This window comes from Pseudoalteromonas sp. BSi20480 (assembly GCF_000241365.1).
Taxonomy (GTDB): Bacteria; Pseudomonadota; Gammaproteobacteria; order Enterobacterales; family Alteromonadaceae; genus Pseudoalteromonas; species Pseudoalteromonas marina.
The window spans coordinates 38,936-63,741 of sequence record NZ_BADX01000148.1; the positions used below are offsets into that span (position 1 = coordinate 38,936).

19 protein-coding genes and 1 pseudogene are annotated in these 24,806 nt (G+C 37.1%); 12 read left to right on the forward strand and 8 right to left on the reverse strand.

Annotation, left to right across the window (positions count from 1 at the left end; all coding sequences use genetic code 11):
- The first annotated feature begins 117 nt into the window (after window positions 1-117).
- Together P20480_RS04145 and P20480_RS04140 are read left to right on the forward strand one after the other, a co-directional pair.
- Window positions 118-861 carry a siderophore-interacting protein gene (locus P20480_RS04145; RefSeq protein ID WP_008131767.1) on the forward strand — a complete coding sequence of 248 codons (744 nt, stop codon included), beginning with the start codon at window positions 118-120 and terminating at the stop codon, window positions 859-861.
- A 328-nt stretch (window positions 862-1,189) separates the two neighbouring features.
- Window positions 1,190-2,182 (forward strand): patatin-like phospholipase family protein, encoded by a 993-nt coding sequence (locus P20480_RS04140; RefSeq protein WP_008131769.1) that lies wholly within the window; start codon window positions 1,190-1,192, stop codon window positions 2,180-2,182.
- A gap of 54 nt (window positions 2,183-2,236) precedes the next feature.
- Here P20480_RS04140 and P20480_RS04135 read toward each other — a convergent pair whose 3' ends face one another.
- The 3 genes from P20480_RS04135 to P20480_RS18600 all read right to left on the reverse strand — a co-directional run bounded on the left by P20480_RS04135 (window position 2,237) and on the right by P20480_RS18600 (window position 4,466).
- A complete protein-coding gene (locus tag P20480_RS04135; RefSeq protein ID WP_008131771.1) occupies window positions 2,237-3,100 on the reverse strand; it encodes a DMT family transporter in 864 nt (287 codons plus the stop codon).
- 148 nt (window positions 3,101-3,248) lie between these two features.
- Window positions 3,249-3,959 carry an AraC family transcriptional regulator gene (locus tag P20480_RS04130; protein WP_008131772.1) on the reverse strand — a complete coding sequence of 237 codons (711 nt, stop codon included), beginning with the start codon at window positions 3,957-3,959 and terminating at the stop codon, window positions 3,249-3,251.
- 75 nt (window positions 3,960-4,034) lie between these two features.
- Window positions 4,035-4,466 carry an Lrp/AsnC family transcriptional regulator gene (locus P20480_RS18600; protein ID WP_033025759.1) on the reverse strand — a complete coding sequence of 144 codons (432 nt, stop codon included), beginning with the start codon at window positions 4,464-4,466 and terminating at the stop codon, window positions 4,035-4,037.
- A gap of 165 nt (window positions 4,467-4,631) precedes the next feature.
- Here P20480_RS18600 and P20480_RS04125 point away from each other — a divergent pair, with 165 nt between their 5' ends.
- The 5 genes from P20480_RS04125 to P20480_RS04105 all read left to right on the forward strand — a co-directional run bounded on the left by P20480_RS04125 (window position 4,632) and on the right by P20480_RS04105 (window position 9,863).
- A complete protein-coding gene (locus P20480_RS04125; RefSeq protein ID WP_008131776.1) occupies window positions 4,632-5,702 on the forward strand; it encodes an ornithine cyclodeaminase in 1,071 nt (356 codons plus the stop codon).
- Window positions 5,699-6,610: a citrulline utilization hydrolase CtlX gene (gene ctlX / locus P20480_RS04120; RefSeq protein WP_008131778.1), complete on the forward strand. Its 912-nt coding sequence runs from the start codon at window positions 5,699-5,701 to the stop codon at window positions 6,608-6,610. Before P20480_RS04125 ends, ctlX begins: the two co-directional genes overlap by 4 nt.
- A 118-nt stretch (window positions 6,611-6,728) precedes the next feature.
- Window positions 6,729-8,135 carry an alanine/glycine:cation symporter family protein gene (locus P20480_RS04115; protein ID WP_008131780.1) on the forward strand — a complete coding sequence of 469 codons (1,407 nt, stop codon included), beginning with the start codon at window positions 6,729-6,731 and terminating at the stop codon, window positions 8,133-8,135.
- Between the two features lie 139 nt (window positions 8,136-8,274).
- Window positions 8,275-9,297 carry a patatin-like phospholipase family protein gene (locus tag P20480_RS04110; protein WP_008131783.1) on the forward strand — a complete coding sequence of 341 codons (1,023 nt, stop codon included), beginning with the start codon at window positions 8,275-8,277 and terminating at the stop codon, window positions 9,295-9,297.
- A gap of 95 nt (window positions 9,298-9,392) precedes the next feature.
- A complete protein-coding gene (locus P20480_RS04105; protein ID WP_008131785.1) occupies window positions 9,393-9,863 on the forward strand; it encodes a hypothetical protein in 471 nt (156 codons plus the stop codon).
- 210 nt (window positions 9,864-10,073) lie between these two features.
- Here P20480_RS04105 and P20480_RS04100 read toward each other — a convergent pair whose 3' ends face one another.
- A complete protein-coding gene (locus tag P20480_RS04100; RefSeq protein ID WP_008131786.1) occupies window positions 10,074-10,637 on the reverse strand; it encodes a lipid-binding SYLF domain-containing protein in 564 nt (187 codons plus the stop codon).
- 139 nt (window positions 10,638-10,776) lie between these two features.
- On the opposite strand from P20480_RS04100, the gene P20480_RS04095 reads away from it, so the two are divergent.
- A complete protein-coding gene (locus tag P20480_RS04095; protein ID WP_008131788.1) occupies window positions 10,777-11,988 on the forward strand; it encodes a tyrosine-type recombinase/integrase in 1,212 nt (403 codons plus the stop codon).
- On the forward strand, window positions 11,988-13,184 hold the full coding sequence (locus P20480_RS04090) for a cation:proton antiporter (RefSeq protein WP_008131791.1): 1,197 nt from the start codon (window positions 11,988-11,990) through the stop codon (window positions 13,182-13,184). Before P20480_RS04095 ends, P20480_RS04090 begins: the two co-directional genes overlap by 1 nt.
- A 59-nt stretch (window positions 13,185-13,243) precedes the next feature.
- Here P20480_RS04090 and ydiJ read toward each other — a convergent pair whose 3' ends face one another.
- Window positions 13,244-16,288: a D-2-hydroxyglutarate dehydrogenase YdiJ gene (ydiJ, locus tag P20480_RS04085; protein WP_008131793.1), complete on the reverse strand. Its 3,045-nt coding sequence runs from the start codon at window positions 16,286-16,288 to the stop codon at window positions 13,244-13,246.
- Window positions 16,289-16,432: 144 nt separating this feature from the next.
- Here ydiJ and P20480_RS04080 point away from each other — a divergent pair, with 144 nt between their 5' ends.
- Window positions 16,433-16,645 (forward strand): PGPGW domain-containing protein, encoded by a 213-nt coding sequence (locus P20480_RS04080; protein ID WP_008131796.1) that lies wholly within the window; start codon window positions 16,433-16,435, stop codon window positions 16,643-16,645.
- Between the two features lie 63 nt (window positions 16,646-16,708).
- Here the strand turns inward: P20480_RS04080 and ppsA are convergent, their stop codons facing one another.
- A complete protein-coding gene (gene ppsA / locus P20480_RS04075; protein WP_033025757.1) occupies window positions 16,709-19,081 on the reverse strand; it encodes a phosphoenolpyruvate synthase in 2,373 nt (790 codons plus the stop codon).
- A 154-nt stretch (window positions 19,082-19,235) separates the two neighbouring features.
- Between ppsA and ppsR the strand changes: the two genes are divergently transcribed.
- Window positions 19,236-20,045, forward strand: coding sequence for a posphoenolpyruvate synthetase regulatory kinase/phosphorylase PpsR (gene ppsR, locus P20480_RS04070; RefSeq protein WP_006793240.1), 810 nt, complete (start codon window positions 19,236-19,238; stop codon window positions 20,043-20,045).
- A 64-nt stretch (window positions 20,046-20,109) separates the two neighbouring features.
- Here the strand turns inward: ppsR and P20480_RS04065 are convergent, their stop codons facing one another.
- Window positions 20,110-21,459, reverse strand: a complete 1,350-nt coding sequence (locus P20480_RS04065; RefSeq protein ID WP_008131800.1) for a class II 3-deoxy-7-phosphoheptulonate synthase — start codon at window positions 21,457-21,459, stop codon at window positions 20,110-20,112.
- A gap of 581 nt (window positions 21,460-22,040) precedes the next feature.
- Here P20480_RS04065 and P20480_RS04060 point away from each other — a divergent pair.
- Window positions 22,041-22,916: a DNA replication terminus site-binding protein gene (locus P20480_RS04060; protein ID WP_008131802.1), complete on the forward strand. Its 876-nt coding sequence runs from the start codon at window positions 22,041-22,043 to the stop codon at window positions 22,914-22,916.
- A 63-nt stretch (window positions 22,917-22,979) separates the two neighbouring features.
- Here the strand turns inward: P20480_RS04060 and P20480_RS18605 are convergent.
- Window positions 22,980-24,195: pseudogene (locus tag P20480_RS18605) on the reverse strand (replication protein A).
- Window positions 24,196-24,806: the final 611 nt, after the last annotated feature.

The window sequence follows — 24,806 nt, forward strand, 5'->3', positions numbered from 1 at the left end:
ATTCCAAATGGTTGACAAAGTCAATTAAATCTATATAGTTGATTTTATCAACCAACGGGGCGTTGTGCAATGTCTGCTTTATATAGCAGTGATTTTTAATCAATGAGGTTAATTTATATGGCAAAAAAAGTACGCAAAGCAACAGTATTAAGCACACAGCAAATAACCCCGCATTTACAACGTATAGTTTTAGGCTCTGAAGAGTTTACAGATTTAACTTCTGATCACATTGGTAGTTATGTAAAAGTGCTTATTCCAAAAAACGGTGTGGCCGACTTCAATTTAAAAACGGCGTGTATGCGTTCGTACACAATACAAAATGTAAATAAAAGCAATGGTGCAATTACGCTCGATTTTGTTATTAATATGCACCAAGGCCCTGCAACTAACTGGGCTAAAGCCGCTAAAGTAGGTGATGAACTGGCTATTGCAGGCCCCGGTCCTAAAAAGCTAGATAATTTTACCCACCCTCGTTATATATTGATGGGCGATTTGACCTCAGTAAACGCTATAAAAGGCTACATTAAGCAATTGCCAATAAACGCCAAAATTGACGCGTTTATTCACGCCCCAACTGATGCGGATATAATCAGCTTAGATTCAACGCGCCAGGTCACTTGGTTAATAACTACAACGCCAGAGGTTGAGATGGCTAATGCATTAACCACACTACAGCATTATGAACAGCCACCTATTGTATTTATGGCACTTGAAGCTGGGCTAGTGCGTGAGCTTAAAGCAGCATTAACTAACACGCTTTCTATACCAAGGGGCAACATAGTGGCATCAGGTTACTGGAAAAAAGGCTTAAATTCAGAAAACTACAAGTTAGAGCGCCAAGCTAATAAACAAACGGCTTAATTCTTTGTAGCTAAGTAAAATAGGTTACTTAGCTATTTAATACACTGGTCAATACTCATTTTTTATTTTAGTTAAGCAAGCGTACACCTAAGGCTTGTTAAAGTAGTGGCATCAATCAGTAATTGACAATTTAAATTAATTGATGTGATGCCTAAATATTTAAAATCAGAAAAACGCATTAGTCATTATTAGCTAAGTGTACTAATGGATAGTTTTTGTTCTATTTTATCAATCAAACTGATTTAAACAATCAATTTTAAGGCATTACTTTAATTCTATAAAATGTATTTATTGAAACAAACATTATTAAATTAAAGGCAGGTACCCCGTGAACTCTCTAAACAGCGCAACAGCTTCTTCAGTAACTAAAATAGCTCAGCCTAAGGTTGCGTTAATTGCTGAAGGTGGCGGGCAGCGAGGGATTTTCACCGCAGGTGTACTTGATGCGTGGTTAGAACAAAACTACGACCCATTTGATTTATTTATTGGCACGTCGGCAGGCTCACAAAACTTAACAAGCTATTTAGCACGTCAAAAAGGTTACGCTAAACGCCTAATTAGAGGGCTGTCTCGTAATAAACGTTTTTTTCAACTAGGTCGCGGCCTAATGGGAAAACACATTGTTGATTTAGACTGGTACTTTGATAAAACAAAAGAAGTAAATAGAGCGATTGACTTTAAAACAGCTAAAACGTCTTTAGGTGAACGTGAGTTACTTATTACTGCTACAAACGTACGTGACAGAAAAGCGTATTACTTATCGCCAACGGGTGAAGAACACCAATGGAGAGAGCTATTAAAAGCGTCAAGTGCTTTACCATTTTTATACAAACAAGGTGTTAAATTAACGCCTTGGTTAAATGCGCAAGCGGCTAACGAAACCACGCAAATTAGCAAACCCCAAGAAGATTTTTTTCTTGATGGTGGGCTAGCAGCACCATTACCAGTACGCGAAGCGTATAACCGTGGGGCACGTAAAATTGTGGTTATTAGAACGGTAGATGCTGATTTTCAAGCGCAATCTGCATGGGTTCAAAAGCTTAGATCGCTTGCTACAGCTGCCGGTTACTGCCCAAAAACACTCGACTACCTAATTCAGCACGAACAAGCTTACTTAGACGAACTAAACTTTATGGCAAACCCGCCAAGTGATGTAGAAATTATACAAATTTTTGCAGACGAAACACTGCACAGCAAATTATTAGGCAGTACAAACGACGATCTACGTAAAGATCATAAGCTTGGTGTAAAAGCAGGCCGTGAATACTTAAAAAGCCAAAATGCACGTATTGTAGATTACGCACACAGCTATGCCATGTAGCTGTGATTAACGCTTAAACTTAAGTTTAAGCGTTAATAAAGTGCCTTGGCGAAATTAAAGCGATGCTTTTTTTAGATTTATCGATGGTTTTTTATTGCTAATTGCCGCGCCTAATAAAATAAGCGATAAAGCAATAAACACTGACCAACTAAAGGGAGCCTGCGAAGCGAGTATTAAAATAAAAGTAGAAAGCACCGGCGTTAAAAAACTTAACGAAGCTAATAGCGAGCGGTTACCAAATTTTAAACCATGATCCCATAAATAAAATGCACCTCCCACTGGGCCTAATCCTAATAAAATAGCGCCTAGCCATTGTGAAACAGACAAACTAGTAACGGTTGTTTCAAAATAAAAATGTGCACAAAGGGCAAGCAAAGCCACAATAAGTGAAAGCCAGCCTATGTCATCTACATGGCTATTAAATTGCGACATTAAATAAGAATAACTAGACCACAATACTGCGCAGCAACCTGCAAAAAAATACCCTAAGTAATACTCACTATTGATAGATAACCCACTGCCATCGGTAATTAAACTAAGCGTGCCTAAAAATCCCAGTAATCCGCCCAATATTGCTTTAAATTTAGACCCAGGGGTAGCCACAAATACACCCAGTAATAATGGCCAAAGATACACTATTAAACTTACCTCAATTAAAGGACCGTATTTTAAAGCCATAAAATAACAAAAGTGAAAACCAAATAAGCCAGTAACACCTATTACAATTTGTTTTTTAGAAAGCTTAGGAGGAGTTAATAATGGCTGTTTTGTAGCAAAACGTTTTACTAATAAAATAATAAAAGAAAGTGCAAAGCACATAAAAAGTAACTGAAAAGCCGGGAGCGCTTTGGTTAAATTACCTAGTAATGCTAAAAGCCCCCACGAAAATATTGCTAAAAAACCTATGTGTGTTGCCATTAATTACCCTCCGTAAATACTATGTACTGAGTGTATCAATATAGGTTTATAAAAATATGCTAAAAAGACGGTATTATTGTTTGCTCTGACGCTATTTAACTACGTTCTGCTTGAGCTAGCTTTATTATCTCGGTGTAGGTTATTTAAATTACTGCTTTGCAAATGCTTTAGGTGGCTGTCCAAAGTATAAATTAAACCGGCGGCTAAACGCAGAGGCATCGTTATAACCAATGCGCTCGCCTACTAAAGCAATCGGTAAGTCTGAATGGCTTAAAAGGGCGCGAGCGTGCTGCATTCGCAACATAGTTAAATATTGCAGTGCACTCATAGTGGTACTTTTTTTAAACACAGTTTTAAATTGCGTAACGCTTAAACAGGCTATATCGGCCAGCTCTTTTAACGTGTAGGGGTAGGCTAAATTTTGCTTAACAATGGTTATTACATTATCTATTCGCTTATCAATATTACTGTGGCTGCTTTGCTCACAAAGTAATAAGTAAAATAAATCAAAAGTTGAATTAGTAAGCTTTTCGTCGTTAACAACGAGCAGTTGCTGCTCTATAAACTGTAAGTAACTTAATAAACGGCTATCTATTGGGATTTTAGGGCATAAAAGGTTAATAAGGTTATCAGGAAGCGCGTCTAAATCTGCCACAATAAAACGCGTGGCTTCATCGGCTGTAAAAGCATGCACTACGTTTTTCTCTATAACGATACAACTGCCCGTACTCACCGTTGTTTTAAAGTCATTATTTAACGTTATGAAAATTTCACCGTGTAAGGGTAAAACAAGTTGATGGTAATTATGCTGGTGGCACTTTATATCTTGCGAATAATACCGAATAGAAAGCTTATTCATTGCCTACTCCATTACCTAATAAATAAATCGAGTATTGCCTTAAATACTTTAAGTAAAACATAGCGTTAATAAAACCTAAGTAGATGACAATAATATACTGGTTTCGCTATTTAAAATGCCTTCTATTTCGCGCACTTGCCTGAGTACGCCATCAAACTCACCTAAATTTGCCGTCTGTATTTCTGCTACTAAATCCCAAGCGCCGTTAGTGGTATGCAATTTAGTGAGCTCTGGTATGCCCCGCAGAGTTTTAATTACCTGCGATATAGATTTACCCACCACTTCTACCATCATTATTGCTCTTACAGCTTCGGTTTCTATGTGTTCGTGTACACGCACCGTAAAGCCTAATATCGCGCCCGATGAAACTAAACGGTCTAAACGATTTTGAACTGTCCCGCGCGACACCTTTAAAACATCGGCTAGGGCTGAAATAGAAGCACGGCCATCTTTTCTTAATTCGGCTATTAAGGCGTTATCTAATGAGTCGTAAATATAAGGGGTCATTCGCTTACCTCTAATTAATTTCATACAAAATACTAAAACTTTACATTTATGCATAGCAAATTGATAAAAATTACTACTATTTGTATAAAGTATTGCCATATTAAATGGCATCTGTAGTCGATAAACTTATTTTAATTAGTTCATATTATTATTACAGAGGTAGTCATGAGTCATTTTATAGCAGAGCCAAAACAAGGCGTTCCATTTGTAAGTGTTCAAGCTATGGCTAAGCTAATAAATACAATAGGAATAGAAAACGTATTAGTTAGCCTAACTAAAACGTTAAAACACGATTTTGCTCGGTGGCATGAGTTTGATAAATCGCCGCGTTATGCAGCTCACTCTCCGGATGGTGTAATAGAGCTTATGCCGGTAAGTAATGGAAAAATGTTTAGCTGTAAATATGTCAATGGCCATCCAAAAAACACGTTTAAGGAGCTTCAAACGGTTGCGGCTTTTGGTATTTTGTCAGATGTTGATAGCGGCTACCCGGTAATGATTAGTGAAATGTGCCTATTAACCGCACTACGCACTGCTGCAACATCAGCGCTGGTGGCTACTTATTTAGCACCAAAAAACTCAACAACCTTAACTCTGATTGGTAATGGGGCTCAGTCAGAGTTTCAGGCTTTAGCATTTAAAGCGGTATTAGGTATTACGCACATTCGTTTATACGATATAGACGAAGCAGCTTCTCAAAAAGCATTTAATAACTTAAGCAATAAAGGCTTAACCGTGACTATCTGTAAAAGTGTAGAGGAAGCAATAAAGGGCGCGCACATAATTACCACATGCACGGCCGATAAAACCAACGCAACCATTTTAACAAACGATATGATCCCACAAGGTGTTCATATTAATACGATTGGAGGCGATTGCCCTGGAAAAACTGAGCTTGATTCAGCGTTGTTGGAGCGTGCTAATGTATTTGTAGAGTACGAACCACAAACTAGAGTAGAGGGGGAAATTCAACAAATGAGCAGGTGTTTTGCTGTAACCGAATTTCATAAAGTAATTAATAAACAGCACCTTGGTCGTACATACGAAAAAGAGCTTACTATTTTTGACGGTGTAGGCTTTGCAAGCGAAGACTTTAGCGCGTTAGTGTATATTCGCGAGCAGCTTATTAAGTCAGGAGAATACGAAATACTTGACCTGATCACTCAGCAGGGCGACCCACGCAATTTATTTTCAGTTCTTGAAATACCGCATAAAGATAAAGAGAGTGCAGCATGAGCCTAACACAACAAGCACCGAGCGCGGTTGTTATGGTTCGTCCGCATCACTTTACTTCTAATCCACAAACCATGCTCGACAATGCATTTCAAAGCGAATGTGAAGTAAAAAATGAAAGCGAGCAAGCATTTAAAGAGGTGACCCACGCGGTTGAGTTACTACAAAGCGAAGGTGTAACCGTTCATTTATTTGAAGATGAGCAAACACACACACCCGACTCGGTTTTTCCAAACAACTGGTTTTCTACCCATCAAAATGGGCAATTAATTATTTACCCAATGTTTGTTGAAAACAGAAGATTAGAATATCGTAAAGATATAATTGATTTTTTAACGGATCACTATAAAGTGGCGGTAGTGACTGATTATGCGCATTTATCGAAAGAAAATTCATTTTTGGAAGGGACCGGATCACTGGTGCTCGATCACCAATATAAACTTGCCTACGCGGTAGAATCTAAACGCACAACAAGGTCGGTCGTTAATACGGTGTGTAATTTACTTTCGTTTAAGCCGGTTGTGTTTAACGCAACTGACGAGCAAGGTATAGCGGTGTATCACACTAATGTACTAATGTGTGTGGCTAGCAAGTTTGTAATGATTGGCTTAAATATGGTGCCTGAAGAACAACGCAGTGAGCTGGTAGGGCATTTTTTAAAAAGCCATCACGAAGTAATTGATTTGTCGGTTGAGCAAATAAATAACTTTTGCGGGAATGCCATTGAATTACAAGGTAAAAATGGGCGAATTTTAGCGCTGTCACAAACCGCCTATAATGCGCTTACAGCCGAGCAAATAATTGCAATACAAAAAACGGCTAAACTGGTGCCTTTGCCCATACCTACCATTGAATCTGCTGGTGGTTCAGTAAGATGTATGATTGCAGGGGTACATTTACAAAGTAAATAAGAAAAGCTAAAGGCAACATGGTTGCCTTTAGTACGAATAAAATATTAAGCGTTGCCAGTACATTTTAAAATGCCTATGTTAAAGCGCATAACTATAAAAATATAATAAGGAATCCGCAATGTTCGATACGGTAGTAAAAAGTGTGAATAACCTTTTGTGGGGAGAAGGTCAGGTACTCATTTATATTTTACTTTTCACCGGCGTATGGTTTTCTGTGCGTTTAAAAGCAATTCAAATAGTTAAATTTAAGCATATGTTTAGCCTATTAAAAGGCAGCAGTAAATGTAATAAAAACGATATTTCATCATTTCAGGCATTGTGTACAGGGCTTTGTGCTCGGGTAGGTACGGGTAATTTAGCCGGTGTTGCAGTCGCTATATCGCTTGGTGGCAGTGGTGCAATATTTTGGATGTGGGTCATTGCTATATTGGGCATGGCAACCGGATTTGCAGAAAGTATATTAGGCCAAGTGTATAAAATTCGAGATAGTAACGGCGAATTTAGAGGTGGCCCTGCGTATTATATTCAACAAGGACTGGGAAGCCGTGCCTTTGCAATTGTATTTGCCGCGTGCTTATTTTTAGGGTACGGGTTTACTTTTAGCGCAATGCAAACCAATACGATTACTGATGCCTTAAACTACGCATTTGAAGTACCCACGTTTTACTCCGGTATTGTTATTACAGTCCTTGCAGGCTCAATTATATTAGGCGGCTTTAAAGCCATTGCCCGGTTTGCAGAGCGCGTAGTGCCAATTATGGGCATTATTTTTGTATTAGCCGCCGTTATTATTACCGTTATAAATTTTACTCAAGTACCGGCCATGCTTAAAGATATATTTTTGTCAGCCTTTGGATTACAAGAAGCGGGCGCAGGTGCGATGGGGGCTGCCATTAAAAATGGTATTCAACGCGGTTTATATTCTAACGAAGCGGGCGCAGGGAGTGTTCCGCATGCCAGTGCAAGTGCTAGCCCTATTCCTAATCACCCTGTAACACAGGGCTACATACAAATGCTTGGTGTGTTTTTCGATACGATCGTACTTTGTAGTTGTACAGCCGTTGTTATTTTATTAGCTGATATAGACATAAGCGGCGAAATGGAAGGCATACGTTTAACGCAAAGCGCTATGACCGCGCATTTGGCGCAAGGTGGCGTATACTTTGTAGCTGCAGCCATTACGTTATTTGCCTTTACTTCGGTGGTAGCTAACTACGCCTACGCTGAAAGTAACTTACATCTATTTAAGCTTGATAACAAAGTAGGGCGTGGTATTTACACCTTACTATATTTATCAATGATGTTGTGGGGCGCATCGGCCACATTAAAAGAAGTATGGGATTTAGCCGATATTGCGTTAGGGTTAATGACAGTCGTTAACGTAATCGCTATCATACTGTTAACGCCTACTATTTTGTCTGTAACGCAGGATTACCACACGCAAAGAGACAAAGGTATAGAACCCGAATTTAAAGTAAAAGATGTAAAAGTTCAGGGAAAATGCGAAGACGGCATTTGGGATTAATTCATGTATTTTAGCTAACTTTAACTACAAATAGCGGTTTTATGGCAGCATAAAACCGCTTTTTAATTTTGCATAACTATTCACATTTGTAGCGCGTTAAAGAGTTTAAAATACATATTTAAAAGGTAAAAATACAGACATGATCGACATTGTCGCAGGGAAGAACGCAGCAAAAATAATAAACGAGCAAGGCTTTAAGCCTGAGCTATTTACTTCATTTTTAGGCGCAAGTGGTGGGCCTAAATGGTTTACTTTATTTGGATTAGACAAATATATTTTTGGTGAATTTTTTAAAAACCGAACCCAACCGCTTAATTTAATTGGCTCATCTGCAGGGGCTTTTCGTTCAGCCTGTTTTGCACAAAACGACCCGGTTGCCGCCATTGAGCGTTTAGCAACATCGTATTCGCAAACGCGTTATTCAAGTAATAAACCAACACCTGCTGAAATTACAATTAAAGCCCGCGCATTACTTGAAGATGTATTTGGCGATAACGGCGTTACCGAAATAATAAATAACCCCGTATTTAAAGCACATTTTATAGTCGCTAAATCTAATGGCTTTATTGCCAGCGAAAATAAATTAATTCAGCTTTTAGGTTTATCAAAAAGTTATATGCTCAACCGCGTAAACCGAAAATTATTAGGCTCGCAATACGAGCGTTTTATTTTTGGTGCACCAAATAGTAATTTATCAATAACCGACAGTTATAATTTTAAAACGCAAAACATAGCACTTAACCAAACAAATTTAAAAGATGCCTTACTTGCATCCGGCTCTATACCGCTTGTTATGCAAGGTATAAAAAATATTGCAGGCTCGCCACAAGGCATGTATCGCGATGGCGGAATAATCGACTACCACTTTGATGTAAAAATTAATAACCCTGGCTTAATTTTGTATCCGCATTTTAATAGCGACCCAAAAGCAGGGTGGTTTGATAAAAACTTAAAACGCAAAGTAGCACCACAAAATTACGACAACGTGGTGATGATCACCCCATCAAAAGAATTTGTAGCCGGTTTACCTTACGGCAAAATCCCAGACCGAAACGACTTTACCGATCTTGATGCCGACACGCGTATTAAATATTGGAATACTGTGTTTAGTGAAACTGAAAAATTGGCTGAAGCATTTGATAAAAAGACAAATAATATATAAATTAAAAGGAAATTAAAATCGAAACTCTAATTAGTAAAGAATTTCTTCCTCTATTCAGTTCCGCTATCACAGGAGGGATTGCGATATTAGCTGTATTGATTACAGGGTTTATAAACTTTAAAATAAATAAAAATAATAACGAAGCTAACTATAAGAAAGAAGCTTTAAACAAAGTATTAGATAAACAAGAAGAAATTATTTCTTCTTTAAGTAAATATGTTGATGAACAGATTATAGAAGTGACCACTCTTATTTTTTTATATGATGGTAAAATTGATACTAGTTACGCACTTGAAAGAATAGATACAGCAAAAGGATTACATGATTATACCAAAATAAAAACACTGGCTATGATTTATCTAACGAAGGAAGAATTTAAAAAGGTTGAAGAAATTAACGATATAACTCTAAAAATATCAGAGTTTATACCAGACACAATAGAGTCTGTGCTAGACAAAAAGAAAGTCAAAAATATAAAAGCACTCCGAGAAGAGCTAGTAAGTTCATCTGATAACTTGAAATGTATAATTTCTAATAAATGTAGAAAAATTTTAAATTTAGAGTGACATTTTTTAATTATTAAATATTGGAACTTGGTTTTAATGCTATTCATTTAATCATTATATAAATAGTATTAAAACCAAGAAAAGACTCAGAGAGCTTATTAGGATACCGGTAATAACAACCCATAAATTACGTTATGTTAAATTGTGATATCAATAATAAAGCGAGCGTGATTATATAAATCAGCCCGCTTTTAGGAGAGTTATTAACGGTTAATTTAGCTCAGAATCTACCCAAAATTTAGTCCCTTTTAGAACAGCTTGTAGAGCAAGTCCATTTTCGGTTACAGAATATACAGTAACTTGGTCTGCAATGGCTTCGGCCACCAATGCTCCACCTGTATCTTCGTATTTTGCTGCAGCATCTGCGTTCCCACCAAATGCCCAACCGTGTTCAATAAATCTATTTACTGCTGCTTGAGTATGAAAAACCATAACTACATTAAAATCTTTAACACCTAAACCTAACCCTAAACCAGCTTCACCCATGTTCATGTAAGTAGATTTACCTGTTAGGTTATTTTTTACTACGCCATAACCACCACCAAAACTAGCAAGAATAACGTTAACATTCGCGTTATCAAAAACAGCATAACCAGCAGAGTTTGCTATTTGCGTTTTAACATCTGGCTTTTTAGTATAAAGTTTACTAAGTGTGTTACTTTTCATGCTTTGTACTAAAGAACGTTTTTCACTAGGAGATGCACTACCGGTAGTCGCACAACCTGTGAGTATTAACGAGAGTGTAAGTAAAAATAATATACTAACTTGTTTCATAACTTTTCCTTAATAAGGTTTGGCATGGTCATTTAAGCATAGTCTAAAATAAACAGTTATTTACTATGTCCAATACTAGACAGTATCGGACTTAAAGGTTATTCTGTAACTAACCTATTTAATTGAATATTTATATACTATGCTTGTTGCGTTGGTCGATACGTTAAAACAATTAAGATATCAAATTGCTCATCTTGATGACGGTACTCTTAATTCGGAATACCCAGAACTTGCAACCTTTATACAGCAAGTTGCCTTGACTGTAACTGAATCAGAATCGGATCTTAAATTTTTATATCAATTTTTATATGTCTATGGCCGAAAATCAGAAGCAACATACAGTCGATTTAGAAACGAACTTGAACGGTTTTATTTATGGTCGTGGTTAATTGCCGAAAAGTCAGTATTCGAATTAAAACGTGAAGATATTGAAGCCTATGTTGATTTTATGGTTGAACCCGATAAAAAGTGGGCATCGACTTCTGTTCAGTGGCGTTATAAAGATGAGCAAGGCATTCGCCGATTAAATAAAAACTGGCGCCCTTTTATGCTTAAAGAATCTACGGCTAGCCAACAAACATTGTCGGCTATGTTCACAGCGCTTAATGTATTTTATAAATTTTCATTACTTGAAGAAAAAACCTTTGCCAACTTTGTACCAGTAGTGAAAAAAAATAGCCCGTATTTAGTTGTGCAATCTCAAATTCAGATCCCAGACACATTAAGCGATATACAATGGGAGTATGTGTTTGGAGTAACTCGCGATTTATGTGAACAAAACCCAGATTTAGAACGAAACTTATTTACCCTAGCGTGTTTAAAGGGATTGTATTTAAGAATTTCTGAATTATCGGAGCGACCTCAGTGGTCACCGGTTATGTCTCACTTTTGGCAAGATAACGACGGCTTTTGGTTTTTACGAATAATGGGAAAAGGTAACAAGCTACGAGATGTTACGTTAAGTGATGATTTTGTTGAATATTTAAAACATTACCGATTATACCGAGGGTTACCCGCCCTTCCCCGCGTAGATGAAGCCGAGCCACTGGTTCATAAAATTAGAGGCCAAGGTGGTATGACTGTTAGGCAAATTAGGCGATTAGTTCAACAAAGTTTTGATTATGCGCAACAATCATTGTTGGATGATGGTTTTAAAGATGATGCTGAACAATTAGGTGCAGCAACTGCCCATTGGCTGCGTCATACGGGAGCAACACACGACGCGCAAACGCGGCCACTTAAGCATTTATCTGAAGATTTAGGACATGCAAAAATTGCGACCACCGATCAAATTTATATTCAAACAAATATTAAAGAGCGAGCAAAATCCGGGGCTAAAAGGAAAATTTAATGACCTACTTAGTGATAGCGTTTATAGGCGCTTTGTTTTTAATTTATTCATTGACGCTTCGCCAACTAGAAAAAACAGAAGTAACTGGCCCAATGTTTTTTGTTATTGGCGGTATTACATTAGCCAATTTAGTACCCAATAATGGCGGTGAGTTAAAAGCGGGCGTTGATTTATTACTACCGTTTATAGAATTAACTTTAAGTATATTTTTATTTTCGGATGCGGCTAAATCTAAACTAAGTGTATTAAGGCATAGTTTTCAATACCCTGGCTTATTATTATTTATTGCCCTCCCCTTAACATTATTACTGGGACTTGCGGTTGGTTTATTTTTGTTTGCTGAGCTCTCGTTAATTCAAGCGGCATTAATTGCTATTATTTTAACGCCAACAGATGCGGCACTTAGCAAAGGATTACTATCAAGCGGTCAAGTGCCCGAAAAAATTCGTGAAGGTATCAATACCGAAAGCGGATTAAATGATGGATTATGTGTACCCGTATTTTTAATATTTATTTTATTGGCAAAAAATCCTGAGTCAGCAATTACAACCTCTCATGTAATGAGTGTATTTTCAAGAGAGTTAGGTATTGCATTACTTGTTGCTATAACGAGTATTTCGATTTTTATGCCGAGTTTAAATTTTGCAATGAAGCGGCATTACTTTGCTCAAAACACTAGCCCATTTTTATTATTAGGTTTTGCAATGGCGGTATTTTCTGTTACCCAATATTTGCATGGCAGTGGTTTTATTGCTGTGTTTGTAGCGGGTTTATTGTTTGATAAGTTTTCAACTAAAACAGTGCGTACTGAATTAATAGAAGATTCAGAACATATTGCTGACTTTACGTCTCTGATGATTTGGTGTTTATTCGGTTATGCATGTGCTTATTTAGTCTTGCCAAAATTAAATTTTGAAATAGTAACGTATGCATTATTAAGTACTACATTGATAAGAATTATACCTGTAATGTTGTCACTACTTTTTACATCTTTAAATTTAAAAGAGCGTTTTATTTTTGCATGGTTTGGGCCAAGAGGATTGGCCTCAATTGTATTTACGCTTATGGTAATTGATGAGCAAATAGAAAATAAATTTCAGATTGCGAGCATTGCAATGACTACAATTTTGTTTAGTGTATTTATTCATGGCATTAGTACAAAACCGATAGCTGATAGTTTTAAAAATGCAAAGTAAAAATAAAAAAGGCGTAACTAAATTTAAGTTACGCCTTTTAAATATGTTTGAAAAAAATTTTAACTTAGTACATGGGCAAGTAATTCGATAGGATGTTTAGGCTTAAATTTTTCATAGCGTTTTACTTGGCTACGACACGAAAACCCAGTTGACAAAAGTTGCTCTGATTTAGTTTTTTCAACTATGGGTTTCCAACTCATTTCGTAAAGTGCGCGTGAGTTTTCTTGATTTTGAGCTTCATGCCCGTAAGTACCCGCCATACCACAGCAACCGGTATTAGTTGTATTTAAAGTTAGTCCGATATCAGTAAATATAGTTTTCCAAACATTAGCTGCTTTTGGCAAAGATGTAGTTTCTGTGCAGTGACTTAATAATGTAAATTCAGTTTCATTATTATTTGCAGTTAGCCCTTTAAAAGATTGCGTTTCCAACCATTCGTGAGCAAGTTGTACGTTAAAATCGCCGCGGTTATTTTCTAAAATTGTGTTGTATTCATCGCGATAACACATAACCAAAGACGCATCTAATCCTACTAATGGCGCATTAATATCGTTTAACTGATTTAAAAATTCTGCGGCATTTTTGGCAGTTACTTTAAATTCGTGCAAAAAACCTTTTACATGTTGCGGTTTACCATTGGGTTTAAAGGGTAACAACATTGGTTTTTTACCAAGTTGAGTAATTAAGGTTATAAAACTTTCAACTAGTTCGGCTTCATAAAAGCTGGTGAACGGATCTTGAACTATTAAGACGTATTCACTTTGTTGTTCGGCAGTTAAATTATTTAAAAATTCAAAATTAAATTGCTGTGCTTTGTTTATCCGATTTGCTAGTGACGGAATACTAAGTTGTGGTGTATCAACATAACCCACCGTGTTTTTAATTATGCTGCTAACAAATTTTGTTTTAACAATTGGATTTATTATTTTACCGAATTTAGCCATAAGTGGCGCGCTACTTTCAATATTACCCACTAAGTAGTCTTTGAGTGGACGCGCATAATAACTGTGATAATAATTTAAAAAGCGAGCACGAAAAGTAGGTACATCAACTTTAATAGGGCAAGCAGTAGTACATGCTTTACAGGCTAAACATTCATCCATAGATGCTTTTACTTCGTGTGAAAAATCGTAAAGGCCTTTCTTTTTTTCGCGGCTATGTACAAACCTTTCCCACCAGGTAATTACTTCACCTTTATTTAATTCTTTTTCTACACCCAGCAGATCTATGTTTTTAGATTCTTGAAGGCGTAACCATTCACGCATTAAACTGGCTCGCCCTTTTGGTGAGTTACGGCGATCGCCGGTTACTTTATACGACGGACACATTGGCGAGTTTTCATCATAATTAAAACAAATACCATTTCCGTTACAGGTCATGGCGTTGTTAAAACTCGTTTTAACGTCGATTGTAATTTGTTTGTCGAACCACGATCTTTTCTGCCCATCAACACTAACTAGTGAGTCTTCACTATCGATAGGTGTGCATATTTTCCCAGGGTTTATTCGGTTATATGGGTCGAACGCTGTTTTGATTATGCGCAGTTGGGTAAACAAATGTTCACCAAAAAACTCGGGTCCATACTCACTGCGGTAGCCTTTACCATGTTCGCCCCACATTAAACCGCCGTACTTAGCTGTGAGTTTAACCACTTCATCTGAAATGGTGCGTAAAAGTTTTTCTTGTTCAGGATCGCACATATCCAGTGCCGGTCTTACATGTAAAACACCGGCATCAACATGACCAAACATACCATATTGTAAATCATGACTGTCGAGTAAGGCTCTAAACTCAACTATATAGTCGGCTAAATTTTCAGGCGGTACTGCAGTATCTTCTGCAAAGGCCAATGGCTTTTGGCTGCCTTTTACGTTTCCAAGTAAACCAACTGACTTTTTACGCATTGCGTAAATTTTTAAAATGTCACTTTTATCATTTGTTAGCTGGTAGCCTATTACACCATTGGTTTGATTGGCTACACATTCATCTAACAATGTACAAAGCGTGTTTACTTTGTCTTTTATATCGTCGGGTGATACTGCATTAAACTCAACCATGTTGAGCCCTTGCATATTTTTATTTGGTACATCGGTTATTAAGTCCGATACTGAATGCCAAATGATATCTTCGCGAGCAAGGTTTAATACTTTGCTATCGACAGTTTCAACTGAAGTTGCACGGGCATCAACCAAAAATGGAGAGTGTCGAAGTGCTGAATCAAAGCTATCGTACTTAATATTTATAAGTGTTTTAAATTCGGCAATCGGTGTAAGGTTTAATTTTGCCTCGGTGACAATACCTAGTGAACCTTCTGAACCTGTTATTAAACGGCTCATATCAAAAGTAAGTAAGTCATCACTTAGGACGTGCTCTAAGTCATAACCGGTTAAAAAACGATTTAACCGTGGAAACTTATTTAAAATAGCATCACGTTCATCAATGGCTATATTAAGTACAGTTTTATATATTGTGCCAACTAGCGTGTCTTGCTCTGCAATTATTTTTGCTTTTTCGACGTTTATTGGAGCGGTACTCATTGGTGTACCGTCTACTAAATAGGTTGTAAGGCCTAAAACATGATCGCTTGTTTTACCGTAAACAAGTGAACCTTGCCCTGAAGCATCGGTGCTGATCATACCGCCTATAGTTGCACGATTACTGGTAGATAAGTCGGGAGAAAAGAAAAATCCATAAGGTCTTAAAAAGTCATTTAGCTGATCTTTTATTACGCCAGTTTGAACCCGAACCCACCCTTCTTCGACATTAATTTCGAGAATTTCACGCATGTAGCGTGATAAATCAACAACGATACCTGGTGTTAAAGACTGACCATTAGTGCCAGTTCCACCACCGCGCGGTCCAAATGTTAATGATAAAAAAGGGTCCCGTGATGCAGTTTGCAAAGCAAGTTGAATGTCTTTTTCGTTTTTGGGAAAAATGACACCTTGAGGCAATTGCTGGTAAATACTGTTATCGGTTGAAGCGGTAATACGTGTTGCATAACTTGCATCGGTATCACCGGTAAAGCCTTGCTTTTGTAATGTATTTAGGTAATTTGCGACAAGGTCTGACGCGGCATCTTGCTGAGTAATTGTTGCGATCATAACGGCATACTTTTAGACATTTGGTTAATTATATCATGCTGATTGCTAATAGAAATTGAAGAATTTACAGTTTGTAACACTCTTTTAGTCGATTTAAGCGCTGCTGTAATTATAATCAAGTTAACTACATGAGAGGTCATTTATATGAAAAAAATTGTATTACAGATCATGGGTGCGTTATTTATTTTATTAGGATTAATATTTGCGGTTGTACCTGGTCCATCACTTATATTTTTTATGGCTGGTTTATTGTGTTATTCGTTTTATTACCCAAAAGCGCGTTATTATTTGACCCTTTGCCAAAAAGCACTGACTAAATCGTGTCAGTATTTAGATAAAAAATTAGCACGCAGTTAAAATAAATTGACCAACAAAAAAGCCAGCAATATATGCTGGCTTTTACAAAGCTATAACAGGTTACTAAGCTAATTTTTTAGCTAAGTATAACCAAGTTTCGATTACTGTATCTGGGTTTAATGATACAGAGTCTATACCTTGGTCAACTAACCATGCAGCAAAGTCTTCATGATCTGAAGGACCTTGTCCACAAATACCTACATACTTTCCTTTTGCTTTGGCTGTTTGAATTGCCATAGAAAGAAGCTTTTTAATTGCAGGGTCACGCTCGTCAAACAAATGAGCAATTAAACCAGAATCTCGGTCTAAACCTAGTGTTAACTGTGTTAAATCGTTAGATCCAATTGAAAAACCGTCAAAGTGTTCTAAGAACTCTTCGGCAAGTAATGCATTTGACGGCAGCTCACACATCATAATTACTTTAAGACCATTTTCGCCACGTTTTAGGCCATGCTCTTCTAATAATTCAATTACGCGTTTACCTTCTTCAAGTGTACGTACGAAAGGAATCATGATCTCAATGTTAGTCATGTCCATAGTATTGCGCACACGCTTGATTGCTTCACACTCTAATGCAAAACAGTCGCGGAAGTCTTCTGATATATAACGTGCTGCACCACGAAAACCAATCATTGGGTTTTCTTCTTCAGGTTCGTATTGTTGGCCACCCACTAAGTTAGCGTACTCGTTTGATTTAAAATCAGACATACGAACAATTACTCGCTCGGGAGCAAACGCACAACCTAGCGTTGAAATACCTTCAACAAGTTTTGAAATATAAAACTCTACTGGTGAATCGTAACCAGCAATCATGTCGGTTATTTCTTCTTTAAGGGCATCTGTTTGTGCGTCGAAATTTAATAATGCTTTTGGATGCACGCCAATCATACGGTTTATGATGAATTCAACACGTGCAAGGCCAACACCTGAGTGTGGCAAACGTGCAAAGTCGAATGCGCGGTCCGGGTTACCCACGTTCATCATTACTTTCATTGGTAGGTTTGGCATTTCGTCAACACGTGAAGTAAGCACTTCAAAGTCTAAAATACCTTCGTAAATGAAACCAGTATCGCCTTCGGCACATGATACAGTGACTTCTTGACCAGCTTTGATTAGGTCGGTTGCATTGCCACATCCTACAACTGCAGGGATACCCAGTTCACGAGCAATGATTGCTGCGTGACATGTGCGGCCACCACGATTTGTAACAATCGCTGCTGCACGCTTCATGATAGGTTCCCAGTCTGGGTCGGTCATGTCGGTGACTAAAATATCACCAACTTGCACTTGATCCATTTCATCAATCGAGTCAAGAACACGAACAACACCGCTACCAATTTTATGACCAATTGCACGACCTTCTACAACAACTTTACTCGAACCGTTTAACTGAAAACGCTCCATTACATTTGTATCTTCGTTTGAACGCACAGTTTCTGGACGAGCTTGTACTATATATAGTTTGCCGTCGTTGCCGTCTTTTGCCCATTCGATGTCCATTGGACGACCGTAATGTTTTTCAATGATTACAGCTTGCTTGGCAAGGTCTTGTACTTCTTCATCTGTAATCGAAAATTTGTTAGAAAGTTCAGGGTTTACGTCAACTATTTCTACTTGTTTACCATGTGCTTTGTCGTTTGAATAAATCATTTGAATGGCTTTAGAGCCAATATTACGACGCACTACAGATGGCTTATCTTTTAGTAATGTTGGTTTATGTACATAAAATTCGTCTGGGTTAACAGCACCCTGTACAACCATTTCACCTAAACCGTAGCTTGAGGTTACAAATACAACATCTTCAAAGCCAGATTCAGTGTCGATACTGAACATAACGCCAGATGCTGATTTATCAGAGCGTACCATACGCTGTATGCCTGCAGATAATGCAACACCACGATGATCATAACCTTGGTGAACACGATAAGAAATTGCGCGGTCGTTAAACAAAGATGCAAATACATGCTTTATAGCAACCATAACCGAATCGATACCAACAACATTTAAAAATGTTTCTTGTTGGCCTGCAAAAGATGCGTCTGGCATATCCTCAGCGGTTGCTGATGAACGTACAGCAAATGACACATCAGCTGATGTGTCGCCATGAAGTTGGCTGTATGCATCGCGAATGGCTTGGTCTAAATTTGGTTGGAATGGTGTATCGATTATCCATTGGCGGATATCGGCACCTACTTTGGCGAGTGTATTTACATCATCAACATCGAGTGTATCTAAGATGTCATGAATTTTGGCATTGAGTCCTGATTGGTCTAAAAACTCATTAAAAGCATCGGCGGTTGTTGCGAAACCACCCGGTACTTGTACACCAGCGTTAGCTAGGTTAGAGATCATTTCACCAAGAGAGGCATTTTTGCCGCCAACTCGAGGAACATCTTGCATACCAAGCTCTTGATACCAGAGAACGTATTCTTGCACGGGTCTTTCTCCAAAAAACAAATTGTAGTTGAAACTGTGAGAGTTAAGAAAGAAAACCTTTTATAAAGGCCACCTTCATTCTACACTGGCAACAGTCCTCGCGTAAACCGTGAGTAACCCATTTTAGGGATTAAAAGTAACAAAAAGGTTAATTATGAGAACTGCATTTTATATATCTGATGGAACAGCAATTACATCAGAAGTGTTTGGGCATGCAACGTTATCTTTGTTTCCAATCGATTTTAATCACAAAACTATTCCTTTCGTAGAAACAGAAGAAAAAGCACACGAAATTAAAGCGTTAATAAATGCAACAGCTGCAAAAACGGGTGAAAAGCCCTTTGTGTTTTTTACATTTGTTAATCACAGTTTAAGCGAAATCATAAAGTCAGCGGATGCTATCCCATATGATTTTTTGACCACGTATAGCGAAAAAATTGAAAAAGAATTACAGGTGGCACCTGTACCAAAAATGCATCGTACACACTCTATACATGAAAAAAGTTATGACTTTAGAATAGACGCGGTGAATTATGCTTTAATGAATGACGACGGCGGCAATATCAAAAACTTTTCCGAGGCTGATATTATTTTAATAGGTGTGAGCCGAAGTGGTAAAACCCCAACGAGCTTATATTTAGCGTTGCAATATGGCATTAAAGCAGCAAACTACCCTATTACCGAAGAAGATTTAGAAAGCGAAGGCTTGCCTAAATGTTTAGTACCTTATAAACATAAATTGTTTGGTTTAACTATTGACCCAGAGAGACTTGCTGCAATTAGGCATCGACGCATGGCCAACTCTAAATATGCATCTATAAGGCAGTGTCGTATTGAAGTACGTGAGGTTGAAATGCTTTACAAGCGTCATAAAATTGCCTACTTCAATTCAACCCATCATTCGGTTGAAGAAATTTCTGCAAAAATATTGATGGATACGGATTTAGAGCGTCGTAAGTACTAACTTATTTAAATATTTACGCCACAAAAAAGCCGCTGTTAAGCGGCTTTTTTATATGTGAGAGTCTTTATTTACGTGCGTCTTTTAATAAATCAGCAACTAAAAACCCTAGCTCTAATACTTGGTCTGCATTAAGACGTGGGTCACACTGTGTTTTGTAACGTTGTGCTAAATCGTCGTCTGATAGACCATACGCTCCGCCGGTACACTCTGTAACGTGCTGACCTGTCATTTCTAGATGAACGCCACCTGCATATGAACCTTCTGCTTTGTGAACAGAGAAAAACTGGCTGATTTCGCGCATTATATTGTCGAAATTACGCGTTTTGTATCCAGAGGTCGCTTTTTCAGTATTGCCATGCATTGGATCTGAACTCCAAATTACCTTACGCCCTTCTTGTTGTACTTTACGTACGAGTGCTGGTAGTTTCTCTGGCAGTATATCTGCACCCATGCGTGTAATTAAGGTTAATCGTCCTGGAATATTGTCAGGATTTAATGCATCAATTAGGCGGATTAATTCATCTGGGTCCATACCAGGACCTACTTTTACACCAATTGGGTTTTTAATTCCTTTAAAAAACTCAATGTGTGCGTGGTCTAATTGACGTGTGCGCTCACCGATCCAAACAAAATGCGCTGAACAGTCATACCAGTCGCCTGATAAGTGATCGCGTCGTGTTAGTGCTTCTTCATAGCCCAATAACAATGCTTCGTGAGATGTGTAGAGATCTGTCTCTTTAAGGCTTGGTGCTATAGTAGAATTAATACCACATACTTCCATAAACTCTAATGCGTCTTGAATTTTATCAGCAAGCTGTTGGTACTTTTGCTTTTGAGGATTGGCGGCTACAAACCCCATGTTCCAGCGATTGACCTGGTGTAAATCTGCAAGGCCACCTTGTGCAAATGCACGTAGTAAGTTTAATGTAGCTGCACTATGGTGGTAAGCAGTCATTAAACGTTGCGGATCGGGTATGCGGGCTTCAGCTGTGAAGTCTATGTTGTTAATTATGTCGCCACGGTATGATGGAAGTGAAACACCGTCAATAGTTTCTAAATCAGCAGAACGTGGTTTTGCATACTGTCCAGCCATACGGGCAATTTTTACAACTGGGCATTTACCGCCGTAGGTTAAAACTACAGCCATTTGTAAAATTGTTTTAAATGTGTCGCGAATGTTTGCTGCATTAAAATCACTAAACGATTCTGCACAGTCTCCACCTTGAAGTAAAAATGCACGGCCTTCACATACATCTTCAAGTTGCTTAAATAAACTACGAGTTTCTTCTGCAAAAACTAACGGGGGTGCAGTTTTTAATTGGCCTTCAACAGATTTTAACACGTCTTGATCTGGGTATTGTGGCTGCTGCAGTATTGGCAGCTCTCTCCAGCTATTTGGGTTCCACGATTGCATATTCTTTCCTCATTCCTACTTTACCTGATGTACTGAAATTAACGTATGCACGTACCTCTGTTCAAGTACTAAATTCACTATTTACTAATTATTTTGTTATGGGCTAGTTATAAACACCAATTAACAACTTTCCATATGTGTATATTTCATAAATTAGCTTAATCAAACTATTATTAAAACCATTTATTATCAGTTAATTACACCTGTAAATGTTAATTTCAAAGAGTTCGAGAACACTAAGCTTAATACCAGATATTATATACAGAATAAGAAGGAACACATCATACTTAATTTGCGTCAATTGTATTCTAAACTTTACAGTTAAATTTAACAATTATAATCATGAGGATTGTATTTATACTCATATATGCTAAAGGAGCACAACCAAGTTTAAGCGGCCTACCTATAACATTAATAATATCTAATATAAATAAGGGCTTATATGCTAAACAGCAAAGAACACATCATACTAAATTTATAAGAAATGTTTATCTCAGCACAATAAATTTATAAAGAACTAGCGATCAAAGCAAAAGGTTAGTATCATTTCTTATTAAAGTACGATGTGTTCTTGGTGTGTGATGGTCTCTAAAATAAAAATAAGAAGTCAGTTTGATTTTATGAGTGAGCTTACCTCATTGTTAATTGATGAACTCAAACAATGTGAATACTCAAAAGCTGAATACTATAAATTGCCTGAGGTTCTTACTAGTGAAGAAAATAATGTCCCGCAAAGTATACCCGTTTCAAAACTAACGGGAGATAATGCCCTACGAGCTATTCTTAATTCATTTACTGATATGTATACAAAGTCAGGGTTAAGTAGCCGAGTACTTAAAAGGCACCCTGGTTTGTTAGTTATAAAAAATGCTAATAAGCAGGCACTCAATGATAGGATTAATCAGGTTAATAAAGCTAAAGCAGCATTTAAGGAATGTATTCTAAGTATTGATAACAACGACGCTCGTTTTGAAGCTGTTCATAATGCAGTACCAAATTTAATTACTTTAGCTGCATACAGAAAAATACACAGTGAGAGTGAATCACCTTTTTCTGTTAGATTTACATGGATGCACAAACATGCAACTAAAACCCTCACTAAAAAGATGGCTCTTGAAATGTTGAGTAAATCTGCAGGTTATACAAATCCAAGAATGATCGATCAGCAAAAGTGGCAATCTCTAGTCGCTCAAGAACAAATGAGGATTGCTAGCTTAGGTGAGAAGGAAAAACTAAGAATAAGACGCCCTACTCGAGTTAGTCCTCAAGTAAATATCAGATACACTGCACAAAATCGTTACCACGTTAGTGCTGCATTACCATTTATATTAATAAACCCAGAGCCCGATGTTAAAATAGGAACCTTACCAGATTACGAAAAGCCAGATAGTCATCCTCGAAAACGAGATTATGATTTCCTGGTTGATAGGCTTTACCTTGAACAAGTAACAAATTAATTATGTTAAAAAGGCCACATTTAGTGGCCTTTTAGTATTTGTATAGCAAAGATAAATAATAAACTATTTTTCGACTATTTCTTCTATTTTATCTTCATCTATTAAAACGGCATTTTCAACTATGCGTTTACCGCCTTGAATTTCTATACGTTTGTTATGCTTATTCAATGTAAGTATTTCATCACAAAATTGATCTGACGGATGCATTTCATAGGTGTAATCTATAATATTACCGGTCTTATCGTCTTTAACATTGGTAATGCTGTATTCTGAAATGGCACCCTTTTCTATAAGGTCTTTCATGGTAGTTGTCATATCACGACGTAATGCTTTTAATTTGTTTTCTGTTATGTTGTCGGTTGAATATATCGAACCATATTTTTCCATAATAGAAAGTAATCTAAAATGATATGTTTTACCTGGTGCCGCGTAGCGCCATAAGTGATACAAACGCAGCATCATCCAACGTGATAAACCACGCTTTAGTTCTTGTGCACTGTTAAAATAATAACCTTTATATTCTAAGTTATCGATCATGTTATGAACGAAAGCATTTAAACAGGCAACACATTTAACATTACCGCCCTGACCTTTTTTCCCACTAAAATGCAAAGACGATAAAAAATTACATGTTTGACTCGTAGAATGAATCATCAATGTCTGAATTTTTAGTATCTGTTGCAGAGTATTTAAATGAAAGTTTTGACCCTTGAAGTGCTTCAAGTGATTCTTTAATTGCAGGATATGGCATGGACTGACCAACGGCTTTAAGTTCTTGTGCTAATTCATTCATCGAAAAAACAACGGCATATTGAATACCGGACTTAAAATTTATTTTTACTATTTTACCTTTTGAGGCTAAACGGATAAGAGCTCGCTCTACTTTTTCTTCTCTATCTGATGGCCATACTAGGTATTCAATATCTTCACCATCTTTGCGGGTACTAACAACGGCGGGTGTTATTTTTATTTCGCCATCGTATAAAATACCATCTACTTTTTCTGATATTTTACGTGTAATGATTGTTTTTTTAGGCGCTTCTTCTAATGGAAGTTTTTTATGACCCGATCGAACAAAACGTCCCCATAAATCGTAATGATTAAATGTATTTGAATAGGCACGTAAACCATGAGCTGCATTCTCGATAGAAATGCGAACATCTTTGTTATCTGTAAATAGTGCTAAACTTTCATTATCAATTGCACTTTCCACCCCGTGAATTTGGCCTCTTAGTGTATCAGGCAAGTTATCTACCGAGATGTTGACCTTTCGGCTCATTGTTCTTATTTCCATTTATTATTGCGACAGCTAATAACAACACATAAAACAAAAAAGTTAAATGTTTAAGTTAGTATAAAAGTGATCTGGCTCTAATTAATCTACTCAGATCAGTTTTATACTAAGTACTAGCATTTTTCTTTAATTTAAGATCATTATTATACTAACACGTGCATTTCAAATCTCATTTTTACTAACTCAGTTATAAATTTGTCCACTGCTATGCTAAATTTAGACTGCAAAGCACGACAAATTTGCTCTTTTTCATACTAGCCTGTGGATAAGGACTTAGTTAGTTAGCATAGATCTGATCTGTACTTACTACAGATCAGATCTATACCAATTGATAGCTGCTTTTTCTACATTGAACGGTGCATAACATTCTAATTTACTTAGTAAAAGCATGATCTTAATCGACCTATTTGTTTATAACCTTAAGGGTAAGCTGTGTATAACTATAAAATTTATTTAGCAGTTAATAAAATGCTGATCTGTTAGTTATTAAAGATCTGATCTTAACCACGTATAATGCTGATCTAACTTTTTATAGTTTATTTATATTTATCATATAGTTAAACTACACTTTTAACCTCTTAACCTTTATTACCTTA